At 50.7% G+C, this 13,047-nt stretch carries 8 protein-coding genes; all 8 read right to left on the bottom strand.

From position 1 onward, the window contains the following. Window positions 1-319: 319 nt before the first annotated feature. The 8 genes from H8S52_RS10020 to H8S52_RS09985 all read right to left on the bottom strand — a co-directional run bounded on the left by H8S52_RS10020 (window position 320) and on the right by H8S52_RS09985 (window position 12,801). Window positions 320-1,987, bottom strand: coding sequence for a fimbrillin family protein (locus H8S52_RS10020; protein WP_186909733.1), 1,668 nt, complete (start codon window positions 1,985-1,987; stop codon window positions 320-322). 12 nt (window positions 1,988-1,999) lie between these two features. Continuing rightward, entirely contained in the window at window positions 2,000-3,052 is a 1,053-nt protein-coding gene (locus H8S52_RS10015; RefSeq protein ID WP_152635302.1) for a fimbrillin family protein, read from the bottom strand. Between the two features lie 62 nt (window positions 3,053-3,114). Beyond that, window positions 3,115-4,395, bottom strand: coding sequence for a fimbrillin family protein (locus H8S52_RS10010; protein WP_186909732.1), 1,281 nt, complete (start codon window positions 4,393-4,395; stop codon window positions 3,115-3,117). A gap of 67 nt (window positions 4,396-4,462) precedes the next feature. Then, on the bottom strand, window positions 4,463-5,494 hold the full coding sequence (locus tag H8S52_RS10005) for a DUF5119 domain-containing protein (RefSeq protein ID WP_186909731.1): 1,032 nt from the start codon (window positions 5,492-5,494) through the stop codon (window positions 4,463-4,465). Continuing rightward, the gene (locus H8S52_RS10000; RefSeq protein ID WP_118153900.1) at window positions 5,491-6,789 is read right to left on the bottom strand and encodes a DUF3575 domain-containing protein; all 1,299 of its coding nucleotides are present in this window, start codon (window positions 6,787-6,789) and stop codon (window positions 5,491-5,493) included. Before H8S52_RS10000 ends, H8S52_RS10005 begins: the two co-directional genes overlap by 4 nt. A gap of 429 nt (window positions 6,790-7,218) precedes the next feature. Next, window positions 7,219-8,577, bottom strand: coding sequence for a TolC family protein (locus H8S52_RS09995; RefSeq protein ID WP_186909730.1), 1,359 nt, complete (start codon window positions 8,575-8,577; stop codon window positions 7,219-7,221). Further along, complete coding sequence (locus tag H8S52_RS09990) at window positions 8,577-11,705, bottom strand: efflux RND transporter permease subunit (protein WP_186909729.1); 3,129 nt, start codon at window positions 11,703-11,705, stop codon at window positions 8,577-8,579. Before H8S52_RS09990 ends, H8S52_RS09995 begins: the two co-directional genes overlap by 1 nt. A 28-nt stretch (window positions 11,706-11,733) precedes the next feature. Further along, entirely contained in the window at window positions 11,734-12,801 is a 1,068-nt protein-coding gene (locus H8S52_RS09985) for an efflux RND transporter periplasmic adaptor subunit (protein WP_186909728.1), read from the bottom strand. Window positions 12,802-13,047: the final 246 nt, after the last annotated feature.

Below are 13,047 nucleotides of genomic sequence, written 5' to 3'. Positions count from 1 at the left end.
TAGTTTTATCGATGGCTTTTCGATATTAATCAATGGATAAAGTATGAAAAAGCAGGCGGATAAAGAGAGCGTTTCCCCGTTTTTTTTTCTTTTTAGGCACGGAATTACACGGATTTCACGGAAAAAGGATAAAATAAATCCGTATCTATCCGTGTAATTCCGTGTTTAAAAGGAAATTATCAAGTATATTTTGACAAAACCTCTTGTCATAACAATGGTCGTCACCGCTCAATGCCCCATAAACAAAGGGATAGAAGGCGAAAGTGACGAGTGATGAGAAAAAACGTGTTTTTTCTAATGCTCCAACGCTTTGTTTTAGTCAGAATGCAAAGAAGGGATAAATCAGGTAGCCGGCACTTTTATTATACCCTTTGATGCCGATTCTGTCCCAATCATCGAGAAATCCCCAGATGATAATCCAGCTGAACTGTCGGTTGAATTCGGTGCTGGTCTGGTATATACGTCTTTTATCAGCCGACAACTTTCTTGCCGACCTGCCTGCTTTGCCCAATTGTGCGTTCAGCTTGTCCAGCGTTTCGGTTCCGTATTTGTAGAACTCTTCGAAAGCGATACTTGTACGGCTAAATGTCATCGGGTCTTTTCCACATATATTTTTCAGCATGTCACACCATTGTCCGATGCTTGGAATGAACCACGGGCTGCGTGAGTTGTTGGGGATATTGTCCTTTTGGCGATATTTTACGAGGATGGAGAGAGCTGTGTAGACAGTTGTGAAGTTCTCTTTGTCGGCATGATGCTCCAGCATTGTTTCCGTTTCGGAATAACCGTTCATGTTCAGGTCTACTCGGACTTCTGTGTTGAAGTTATCTATGGCTTCATCAACGTTGTCATCTCCCCACCTGCCTGTTCCAATGCTGTCGAGTGCCATTACGTAGGCATGGTTCCAGTTGTTTTCATTGCATTTAGAGTCTGTCAGTTTGTCGGCTGTACAGGTAATCACCATTCCGATGGCTTGTTGGTACTCCGGAATTTTTCCGTCTGTCAGCAGGCCGTCTCCGGGATATACTTCGATGCCATCCGTTCCTTGAAAAACGAAATCGCCGGGGGCAAGCGGGCGGATGAGGCTGCCCGGACCAGGAATCAGGCTGTTTATTTTGAGTGTGTGGCATTCGCCTGCATTAAAAGCTGTTGTACTGCCGGTGGCAGTGACTGTTTTCTCCTCATTGAGTATTACATTGTCTGTGGAATAGCTGCATTGTATCTGTCCTTTTTCTTGGGGGGCGATGATGGCACGGAAAGTTCCGTTATCCATTTTGCAGGCTTTTACGCCGTTCATGGTTACCTGCCGCGCTTTTGTGTCCAGAGCCCAGGTGGTGGACTGGTTGCGGTAGGTGAAGCCGGCATCGGCGGGTTCTACACAGGTGACGTGTATCTGCGGTTCCAGTATCAGCAGGGTGAACTGATGGGCGAAAGACAGATTGAGTGTCTTACGGCCGGTACCTTCGTTGCCGGTGTCCGGGCTGCCGGTGGCAATCATCAGGTCGGATGCGGCATATTTCCCGGCATCGGACTGGTCGGCAGCGGGTGGCATGGCGGCGGCCAGCGCCCCGACAATCATTTCTTCTGTTTGAGTGGGGTCGATAGTGATGTCTTTTTTGTATGGATAATAGGCTATGTAGCTTGTTCCTTCATACCAGTAAAGGTCTCCGTTGGCAGTTTTCCATTCGTTCGTTTCGGGGGTGTATGTCAACCGGATGTTATTTGCACCGTCTGCAATCGCTTTATCTTTGATGGCAAACAATCCGATGGCATCGCCGGCGGTAAACCGGGTGACGAGTCCGTCTTCCTGTGGGATGCGTGTGGTTGTTTCCGGGGATACCGGTAAAGGAGCAAACCCGGCTGCCGTGGCGCGGACGGTAAGAGGCATCCGTTTGTCGTAGCCATTGTTGTATAGTTCGTGGCTGTTGTCACATCCGTTGCAGATGAGAAGGCTGCAAAGCAGTATATTGGCAGATAGGTGTTTCATGTCGTTTCGTTTTTAGTTTATCACAACCGTTTCGCTTACCGTTTCAGTACTTCCTGTATTCCATGTCGGAAGGCTGCCTGCTGTTACGGTGACTTTCTTCCGGGAGATGCCGAGGGTATAACTTATGGAAGCTCCTTCCGTCCACATTTCAGTCGATGGCAGTGTCTGGTTGCTCAGGACGATAGTCTGGGTGATGTCCGTATTATCGGAATTATAGGCTTGGTAGGTGTAGGTGAGGTTGAAGACACTCTCTGTTCCGTAAGGCAGCAGATAGAAGGTTGCGAGCAGTTCCTTGGGGGCTGCGGTGTTATCCGGAATATCGAAACGGGTAGCGGTGGCGGTGAATGTTTCCGTTTCGGCGGGGGCGGGATAACTCCAGCCGAATCCTTTGTCTTTACTGTCTTCCGGGATATGGCAGGTGAGGATACCGTTTTTCATTCCGCGGATGGAGAATGCCGTGATTTGCTTTCCGGTCGTGTTGTCGTCGCTTTTTACGTAGATGGCAATCCGGGTCAGGGTATGGTGAAAACGAAACTTCACCAGGCTGTTGTCCGAAGCGGAAGTCTGGTTCATCAGCGGGACGGCGGCAAGAAGGTCGGTCTGTGCGCTTTCGGACCGGGGCGGGGTATATTCGATGACGGGCGGTCCGCTTTGTGCATTGCCGGATACGTTGAAACTGCCCGTGTTGTATGGTCCGTAAGCGAAGAAGCTCAATTTGTCCGCCGGGTTGTTGGGCCAGTATTTCAAGGGAGAGTACGTCCAGGTGGAGCTGCCTTCGGTGCGTGTTACCTTCTGATTGCACATGAAGTTCGGGGTGTCCGTTTTCTGCATGTTTCTGCTGCCCGTATAGTAAGCATATACGCCTATGGCGGAGAGATTGTCTGCGGTCAGTCCGTCGTTTCGGGTTTGCCGCGTCTCTGCCGGCGCAGTGGAGAATCCTATGAGGAGTTCTTCCGCTTGCAGGACTTCGGACGTTCCGTTGCCTGCATTGCAGGCAGTAAGCAACAGGCATGCGATAAAGACCGGCAGGTGTCTTGTGCCAGATATACTTTGGGTCTTGTTCATTGGTCAATGTTCTTGGTGGCCGGGAAGAGACATCCAACTCCGCCCGGCCTGTGTGGTGAGGTTTATTCTATTGTTACGTCATTCGTTATGTCAGACCAGTTTTCTACTTTGGCTTCTTCTATCTTGATTTCGTGCAGGTTGATTTGCAGCGTGTAGAGATAGGATTCGTTTCGCTTCATATGGCCTTTGGGCAATGAGATTACGGATTCGGCATGGCTGGCAATGTACTTGCTGGAACCGGAACTGGTATTGTCCTTTGTAACGATGTCATAATGGAACCCTATCTTGATATCTCCTTCGGCACAACCGGAGTTTTTGGTTACATCAGCGTCATTGTCTCCGACTGGAATCAGGTATAAGTATTGTTTTTCCGGAAACAGGCTGACGGGCGTCTTTTGCGATTCGGCAGTCAGTTTTATTCCCTTGACGCTACCTTCGTGCCCGGTGGTGGCATCGGTTTCAATGATTCCTTCTTTCTCCAGCGCCAGGATATTATCGAGGCTGAAGTCCTTATCAGGAATGACAGCGTTTTCATAGTTCCAGTGCAGCTGTGACCATTTGGCGCTTGTATAGAACTTGGAACCGGGGTTGGATGCCGCTGAAAGGTTGGTCAGTGAAAGGTTACCGCTTTCTGCTGTCGTGCCATGGTCTTTGCCCACAATCCACATATGCGTGATGTATACGAAGCTGTTATTGCCATCCATTCCGGTAAAGTCACCGCTTCCCAACTTTGCCTTGAACGAGATGCGGGAAAGCGTGTGTTTGAAGTTGAAACTTACTTTTCCGCCATTGGCTTGAGTGTACTGCTGGTCGAGTGCATCAGCTACTACAAGGTCTACCATTTTAGTCAGTTCGTTCTCTTTTTTGAGGCTGAAATTAATGTAAGGAATTCCTGCTTCGGTAGCAGCGGAAATGGTTATTCCCGTTTTGGTACCGCTTTGCCCGTTGCTTTCGTAAGGCGCGTAAGCGAAGAAGGAAATCTTGTCGCCGTCGCGGTTGGGCCAGTATTTTACGGGGCTATATGTCCATGCGCTGGTTTTCGAATCATACTCCACCGCCTGATTGTACATATATCCTGCAGTGACTGTGTTTTTTACATTATCGAACGTCTCCTGTCCCGTAAAATATCCCATAATGCCGAAGCCACCGTATTTCTCTGCATCCGAGGGAGAGTCTTTCATACTTTCCGTGGTCATGTCCACGCCACGGGTTGCCAGTCCGGTGTATACACCGAATCCTACTGCCGGATGGGAGTCCGGGTTTACATCTGTTACTTCATTCTGCGAGCAGCCTGCTAATAGCAATACTGTCAGCAATTGCGTGATTGCGCTGGTTCTTTTCATCTTTCTTTTCAATTGATAGTTGTTTGTTTACTTAGATTATATATGTATATATTGATGGTATGATGGCTTATATAATAGGTATGTCGGTATTGATATCGTTTTCCCATCCGTTTACGTCTACGTCAAAGCTCGAACCTGAACCGGTTTCAGGTTCCACATCCGGTATCTTTCCCGTGTTCACTTCTATCCGGAGTGTGGTTGTTCCTTGTCCGTCGTCCGTTTCTGTCACTTCCACCTTGTCGTAGCTTTCTGTAAAGTGGGTTTTGCCGTCTGTAAGTAATGCGTCGATGTATATCCTGTGTTCGCTTCCGGTATGGAGGCCGAATATTTCGAACGTGCCGCTAATCGTTCCGTCGGCTGGTGATTCGGGAGTGAATTGGTAAGTGGAAGGCACAAATTCCTGTATCACGGTATTGGCCGACGGCTTGCCGGTGGCGAGAAATACGGATTCAGACACACCGTCCAAACGGCAGGTGAGTGAGCGGACATTGTTCAGCCCCTTTATGTGGAATGTGGCTATAATCTTACGGGTCATCTTTTGCGGTGTGAGGTGAATATGACAAGGGTCATCGCCGGTTGCAGTAATCTCCGGATGTACGGTGGTTTGCTTGTATGGAGTGCTGCCGTAGTTGCCCAGCATCTTTTCCGTAACCTCGAATCCTTCCATTGTGGCTACGGCAAGTTCTTCGGGAGAGGATACAAGGGTGCGTATTCCTTCATCCGGACGTGTGATTATTTTGCCGGCACAGGCTTCCAGTGTTTCATAACACTCTTTTCCACGGAATGTAATGTTGCTGAAGTCGTTGAAGGAACGATTAAAGAGAAGGACATGGTATATGCCTTCCGGCAAACGTATCTTGTCTCCCGAACGGTCGCCCAAAAGGAATACTTTCGGTTCGCCGCTTGTTTGCGGATAAAACAGGGCGGTGGCACCGAAATCCGCTTCTTTACTGTCCAGTCCGGATAAACTCCAGTCGGCACTGAGGCTGATTTCGGCTACTTCATAGTAGGTCAGTTCGCGGCGTTCGCAGGCAAGGAATGTGATGTGCAGGAATACGATGCACAGTAATGGAAAGGTAGCGGGGTATTTGTGTTTCATTTTATGCCTCCTTCCTGTGTTTTCTGCTTGCGGGCAAGCAGCCATATGAGCGAGACTTTGGCTTTGGTAGGGCCAAACCATGTATAACGGCCGTTCTCTTGCCATTGCAGGGTCTGGTAATTGTTGCGGGCATGGTAATGACGGTAGTCTGTGCGCAGCAACCCTATACCTATATTGAATTCCAAATGCAGGTGACGCGAAAGTTTATGGGCATAACCGTAGCTGAATCCTGCTGCTATGAAAAATTCGCCCTGATAGCCATTGGTTTTCCATTGCAGGTCGTATTTGCCGCCTCCGGCATACAGACCGACGAAATGTCCTGTCAGTATGTCTTGTCGCTTCCGTTGTCTGTATAACTGCGGCCAATAGCGTACTTCGAGTCCGCCCGCCATGATTTCAAGGCAGTATTTATCACCGTCAAGCAGCCACCAGGGAAACATGTATTCTCCGTTTACCGACCAATGTCTGCCTATAGGTATTTCAATCTCGAAGTTGGGAATCAGCGCAACGTCAAATAGCAGGTTGGTCTTCAGGGCGAACAACGGGTGTGTGGCGGGATGTCCGGAACCGGAAGCAGGCAGAAACCTGTCGGGAATTTCCATGCTGGCCGGTAGCGGATACTCTACATTCCGAAAGAGATTCGGGACGGTATCTTGAAGGCAAAGGTATCCGGGGTATGCCGGCAGACGTACTGTTTTTTCCCAATCTATCTGCAGGATGGCCGAACGCAGGCTACGTAATATCCGGGCACGGATATGCGGGTGGATGGAAGCACTCTCCAGCAGCTTTAGGGCTTTTTTGCGTTGGATGCCGGTATTGCTGTTGTCGATGATGTACAGTATCTGCCCACGGTGGGGGAGATGGCGTTTTTCGTCGACAAGACGCCGCAGTCCTTGCCAGTTTTCTCCTTGCGGACAAGTGTGTATGCGGCAGGTATCGATATGGGGAAATTTACGTATCAGATAGTTCTTGATGTTTATCGCTCTGCGTTCTGCCAATTGCTCGTTGTAGGTGGTATTGCCATCGGGAGAAGCAAAAGCGAGGATATGTATGGAACTTATCTTTTGTGAAACGGTATCATGGCTGGAAAACAGGCTGTCCAGAGCATTGAAGACATGTATATTATCCATGTATCCGCTGTCGGGCAACGTCCGGTCGAAACGAAAATGAAGTTCCATCGGTTGGGCGGGAACATACGTTCTTCTTTCTTGCTGGGCATGGCAATATGGAATGATTATAAAAGGTATCACCCAGCCAATAATAATGCTTTTCGCACTTTTATTAAGAACATTCATAAGACGAATGGTTTGGCCGCTGTCGAAAAGATTGTTACATTTTTCCGATAAACATTGCTGTGTGGAGCGGCTGTATATATTTGTTTGTTTGCTTTGCTTGTCCGTATTATCTCTGAATACGACGCTTATAGCAACAAATATATATTATTTTTCTATAGATGGTTTTATTTTTACCAAAAGATTTTAAAAAAATGCGCTTTTTCGTGGAAAGGATGTCTGGGGGGACGGTATAACGGGGCTTACCGGTAGCAAAACAGGGAAAATGCTTCTGATAAAACATTTTCCCTGTCGAGTATAAGGTGTGTCGCTTGGGAGGCGAATAAATAATTTTACATTTTGTTGGTAGGGTGCAAGAGTATCCGTTATTTTATTCTTTGCCGGTCTCCTTATATATTTTCTAATTGTCTGTAATCTGATATATGTACGTTTTCATTTCAGCAGCGTTCCCGTTGCCTTTAAATAAGTGATGTAGTTCAGGTACAGCCGGAAACGTGCATCGACTTTGGTTTCGTACGCCTGCTGCCACAGAGCTTGCGCTTCCAGGTGGTCGGACAGGGTTTCCAGTCCCACGTCGTATTGGCTGCGGCTCACTCTCATGTTCTCTTCCGCCTGTTGCAGGGAGCGTTCGGCAATGGTGCTTTCCAGCCGGGCTTCGTCGAGGTTGTTGACGGATTGTGCCAGCTCAAGCAGCATCTGTTCGTTCATGTTCTCCTGTTCGAGGCGCGCCTGCTCCAGTTTGGCTTTGGCTGCACGTACTTTATTGCTGTTTGCACCGAAGTGGAAGAGCGGTACGCTTACGTTCAGAAGCACAGAGAAGCTGCCGCCGTCGAACAGGTCCTGGTCGCTGATTTCCAAGCCGTGGATGTAGTCGTACGAACCTTTCACGCCGATTTTGGGCAGGAGTTCGCTGCGGTTCAGTTTCACCTGCTGCTTGGCGATGGCCACTTGCTGGTTCAGTATGGCATATTCGGGGCGGGCGGAGATGTCGGCTGTTTGCAGCCGGATGTCCTGTGCCACTTCGGGAAAAGTATCGGCGGTGCGTATATCTGCCGTCAGCGGTTTGCCGATGTAGTGGCAGAGGTTCATGGTGGCCAGGCGCAGCGCATTGTCGGCCTTGCGGATGTTGAGTTCGCTTTCGTTCAGCTTTACCTGCACTTTCAGCACGTCGTTCTGGGGCTTGAGGCCGTGTTTATGGGCGCTTTCCACGTTCTTCATCAGTTCCGTGAGCACGGCATTGTATTTGTCGGCCACTTTCTTCATCTCTTTGGCTTTGATGACTTGTGCGTATGCCTGCTCTGTCTTTACAATGACTTCCGAGGCTGTAAACGTCTCGCTCAACTGTGCCATTTCCTTACCCAGCAGGGACATTTTGTATGCCGCACGGATTTTACCGCCCATGTAGAGCGGCTGTTCCACTTGTATGCCGCCCATATATACCATGCCTATCTTGTAGTTCAGGTCTATTCCGGGGAAGTAGGCGAACCCCTTGTTGGGAAGGAATTGCCCCGTGGCATCGGGCAGGAAAGTAGGCAGATTGCCGCCGGCTATGCCGAGGCTGCCGTCTGATGTACTGTAGATACCCGTACCGCTGAGGCTGAAGTTGGGGAAGAAGTTGCCCTTATAGCTCTTTGCGGTGTAGCGTGCACTTTCCGTTTGTCTGGCAGCGGCTGCCATTTCTTTATTGTATTTCAGCGCCATTTCCCTGCATTGTTCCAGTGTCAGCGTCTCTTGGGCGGAGATGCAGGCAGCGGAGAGCAGGGCGGCGAGGATGAATGTTGTCTTTTTCATTATTGTTCGTTTTTTATATGAAAGAATAATGCGTATAGTACAGGGATAAACAGGAGTGTTATCAGCGTTCCGAATGTAAGGCCGCCCATGATGGAAGCCGCCAGCGAACCGAACATCGCGTCGGGTAGCAGCGGTATCATACCCAGAATGGTGGTCAGCGCAGCCATGGTCACAGGACGGAGACGGCTTTGGGCGCTGTCCACCAGTGCCGTAATGGGTTCTACCCCTTGGTTGAGCTGAAGGGTGATTTCATCCATCAGCACGATGCCGTTCTTGATAAGCATGCCTATCAGTCCCAGTGTACCCACGATTGCCACGAAGTTGAACGTCTTGTCTGTAAGCAGCATCACAGCCACCACTCCCACAAGCAGCATGGGCAGACTGCAGAAGATGATAATCGGCTTGCGGTAGTCCTTGAACAGCATGATAAGAATGGCAATCATCAGGATGATGGCAAGCGGGAAGTTCTTGAACAGATACTCCATGGACTCGTCGCTGGCGCTCTTCTCGCCCTGCCAATGCAGGGTATAGCCTTGCGGAAGCTCTATCTGTTCTATCCGGCGGGCGATAATCTGCCTTGCCTTTTCGGTCTCTATGCCGGGAGCGGGAGAGCATTGCACGCGCTGGCTGCGCTGTCCGTTATAGCGTGGAACGACGGGGTCTTCCCAGCGGATGTCGATGCGCTTGCTGATTTGTTTCAGCGGGGTGCTTCCCATGAGGCTTTCCACCAGTTCTTCCTTGCTCAGTGTACCTGCCTTCAGTTTCACCATGGTTTCCTCGTTCAGCAGTCCGTTCAGCGAGGGCAGGGCGGAGAATACCTGCGTATTGCCGAGGTCTTCTATCGGCTTTCCTTCCTCGTCCAGACATTTCAGGTAGATGTTGTCGCGGTGGATGCCTTCGTAGAAGAACCCGATAGGTATGCCGCCGTTGGCGGAAAGCAGGGACATGCTTACATCATTGCGGCTGAGACCCAGCGCACGGGCGGCTGCCTGGTCGTACTCGATGGAGAGTACGGGTATCTGCGGTTCCCAGTCGGTGGTGATGAGGCGGACTTCCGGCGTGTGTTCCATAATGTACCGCGCGCTGTCGGCCAAGCGGTGCAGTACGGCAGGGTCGGGCCCCATGAACTGCGCTTCGATAGGGTACTTCTTGAACATCAGGTTGTAGCGTTTCAGGTTGATGTAAGCATCCGGATAACGCCGTGTCAGGTATTCCTGTATCTCATCCATATTCTCTACCAGGTCGTCAGGAGAGGTGAAGTCTATAATCAGTTCGCCGTACGACAAGGACGGATTGGCGATGCTGCGCACCAGGTTGTAGCGTCCCGGCGTGCCGCCGACAGAGGCGGTGACATGGGTAATCTCCTTGCGTGTTTTCAGGTAGGATTCTATCTCCCTTAAATCGCGTGCCACGCGGGTGGAGTTATTGCCTTCGGGCAGCTTGTACTCCATGTAGAGCTGGTCGTACACCATATCAGGGAAGAAACCCTGCCGCATGTAGCCGTAGCCGAAAATGGAAAGTCCCAGCAGGGTGAGCATCGCCAGTACGACGCTCCAGCGATGTGCCAGTCCGAAGTAGAGGGCGGTGCGCAGCAGGGCATAGGTACGTCCCTTGTATTCGCGCTTTCCGGTGGCGCTGACTTCAACGGCAGGGTGCAGCTTGCGGTTTGCCATCAGCGGCACGTGCACCAGCGCCAGCACCCAACTCAGCAGTAAGGACACCGCCAGTACGATGAACAGGTCGCGGGTGTATACCCCGGCAGTGTCCGGCGACAGGAAGATGGGAAGGAAAGCGATGATGGCTATCAGTGTGGCGCCCAACAGGGGCATTGCCGTCTGGCGGCCGATGGCTGTCATTGCCTCCATGCGGTTTTTGCCGGCTTTCAGGTCTACCAGTATGCCGTCTACGATGACAATGGCATTATCTACCAGCATACCCATTGCCAGCACGAAAGCGGCAAGCGATACACGCTGCATGGTTCCGTCTGCCGTGTACAGGAACAGGAACGAACCGAATACGGTGACAATGAGGCTGATGCCGATGATGATTCCGCTCTTGAAGCCCATAGCCAGCATCAGGATTACCACAACGATGATGACGGACTCTATCAGGTTGATGACGAAAGTACCCAAAGAGGCTCCCACACGTTCGGGCTGATAGAATACCTTGTGGCACTCCACGCCTGCGGGCAGGCGGCTTTCTTTCAGTTGCGCCAGCTTCTTTTCTACGGCAGCGCCCACTTTCACGATGTCCGAACCGCTGGAAGCTGCGATGAGGATTCCCTGCGCCCGTTCGCTGTCGAAGAACAGTTCGTTGCGGGTAGGTTCTTCGTATCCTTTCTCGATGCGGGCGATGTCGCGCATGCGGAGCTGGTCGTCGTCATGCCCTTGTATCAGCATGCTGCCTATATCTTCCACTGTCCTGAACTTGTCGCTGACGGTGACGCGGATGCGGTTGTCGCCATTGTCGTAGTAGCCGCTGTAGGTGGTCTTGTTCTGTCCGTTCAGGGTGGCGAGGACTTCGGCGGGCTTTACGCCGAGGTTTGCCATGCGGTCTTGCAGCAGGGAGATGTTGATGCATTCGGGACGTTTGCCGTATAGTTCCACCCGTTCCACACCTGTCATGTCGCTTATTTCGCGCTTGATGAGCTCTGCGTAGTCGGACAGCTCCCGGTCGGACAGTCCGTCACCGGTCAGTGCGTAGAACATTCCGTATACATTGCCGAAGTCGTCTTTCACGATGGGGGTGCTCGCTCCGTCGGGCAGCAGGGCGCAGGCGTCGCTCACCTTGCGGCGCAGCATGTCCCAGCACTGCTCCACTTCATCGTCCGGGGTAATGGTGGTGAGTTCTACCTGTATCAGGGAGAGGTCGTTGTACGAGTAGCTTTCCACATTATCTATATTGCCCATGCTGCGGATGCTCTTCTCCAGCACATCCGTCACTTCCAGCTCTACCTGGTGGGCGGATGCCCCCGGATAGGTGGTTACCACCATGGCGAGTTTCACTTTTATTTCAGGGTCTTCCAGCTTGCTCATCTGGTAGCAGGAGAGGATGCCGCCTACAAACAGGACGGTCACCAGGAAGTAAACCAGATTGCGGTTTTTGAATGCCCATTTGCTTATATCCATAATTGCTGAGTTTTAAAGGAAAACAATGCTATAACAGTCCGCCGATGTTTGTGTCGCTGGCAGCAGGCAGAGGAGTCACGGTTTCTCCGTCCTTTATGTGATGTATTCCTGCCGACACCACTTGGTCGCCGGGTTGCAGCCCGTCGGAAGCGATGATGCTGCGTCCGTTGCTCAGCAGGCGCACGAGGGTTACTTCGCGGCTGTGTACTTTGCTGTCGGACGGGTTGTATACGAATACGCAGGCTTTGCCGTCTTTTTGCAGAACAGCGCTGCCGGGTACGGAGAGGTTGCGTGAACTGTCATTGTCGCAAAGGATGGTAACCATGGTGTTCATGCCCGGAGAAGGAACGGGGCGGTTGTCTGTAATCAGTTGCAGGCGCATGGTGTAGAGCTGGTTCGCATTTGCTTTGGGGGTGACGCTGATGAGTTTCAGCTCATAGGTCTGCTCCGGATAAATGTCGAACGTACAGCGGTATCGGTCAAATTGCTCGCGCCGGATGTATTCGGCTGCCGGAAGGTTTATTTCCACTTCCGGGGCGCTGTTGCTTATCATGGACAGGACAGGCATTCCGGCTCCTACCGTTTCGTGTGCTTCAAACAGCCTTTTCTGTATATAGCCGCTGAAAGGGGCGTAAAGGCGGGTGTAGCCCAACTGGTCTTTGTGATGCCGGTATTTGGCGGTGATTTGTTTCAGTCCGTACACGGCCTTATCGTTGGCACTGGGCGTGGTTCCGTTGTCTTTGTAAAGTGCCATTACGCGTTCCGCCTCTGCCTTAATCTGTTTGTATTCGGCCTCGGTGGCGTCCAGTTGCACCTGGTAGTCCGTAGGGTCCAGTTCGGCAAGCAGTTGTCCTGCCTGTACGCGGGCTCCATCCTTTACATATATCTTCTGTATCGTGCCGCTCACTCTGAATGCGAGGCTGATGTCTTGTGCCGCTTTTACTTTTCCGGGATATTGCAGGCTGGTTTGCCCGCCGGCGGAGATGACCGTGTCTGTTTTTACAGTCTGGTATTCTTGCGTGTCTTTAGCTCCGTTGCTACAGGATAGCAGCGAGTAGAGTGAGATGCTTGTTAAAATCCAATAAATTCGTTTCATAATTCAAGGTATATTAGTTTTGTGACAAAATTACTCAGTCTCTTCTATATATAAAAGGTTTATAAGCATTATAAAATGTTCTGTTTATGCCCTCTCTTTATAAAAAACGGACATTTTTCTGTCTATTGCGTTCTGGGGTGTCAGATTCGTCGTGTGGACTTTATACTGTGACAGTCGATATTCGGGTGATGAAAAGTTACGGAAATTGGGAATTGAAAAAGGTTATGAGATAATCTTTTTCATATC

The sequence above is a fragment of the Bacteroides sp. NSJ-48 genome (genome assembly GCF_014287405.1).
Lineage (GTDB): Bacteria > Bacteroidota > Bacteroidia > Bacteroidales > Bacteroidaceae > Bacteroides > Bacteroides stercoris.
This window is presented reverse-complemented; position numbering and strand designations above follow the sequence as displayed.

Coding starts and splice junctions, on each gene's coding strand:
- H8S52_RS10020 (WP_186909733.1), bottom strand. CDS start 1,987: ATGAAACACCTATCTGCCAATATACTGCTTTGCAGCCTTCTCATCTGC.
- H8S52_RS10015 (WP_152635302.1), bottom strand. CDS start 3,052: ATGAACAAGACCCAAAGTATATCTGGCACAAGACACCTGCCGGTCTTT.
- H8S52_RS10010 (WP_186909732.1), bottom strand. CDS start 4,395: ATGAAAAGAACCAGCGCAATCACGCAATTGCTGACAGTATTGCTATTA.
- H8S52_RS10005 (WP_186909731.1), bottom strand. CDS start 5,494: ATGAAACACAAATACCCCGCTACCTTTCCATTACTGTGCATCGTATTC.
- H8S52_RS10000 (WP_118153900.1), bottom strand. CDS start 6,789: ATGAATGTTCTTAATAAAAGTGCGAAAAGCATTATTATTGGCTGGGTG.
- H8S52_RS09995 (WP_186909730.1), bottom strand. CDS start 8,577: ATGAAAAAGACAACATTCATCCTCGCCGCCCTGCTCTCCGCTGCCTGC.
- H8S52_RS09990 (WP_186909729.1), bottom strand. CDS start 11,705: ATGGATATAAGCAAATGGGCATTCAAAAACCGCAATCTGGTTTACTTC.
- H8S52_RS09985 (WP_186909728.1), bottom strand. CDS start 12,801: ATGAAACGAATTTATTGGATTTTAACAAGCATCTCACTCTACTCGCTG.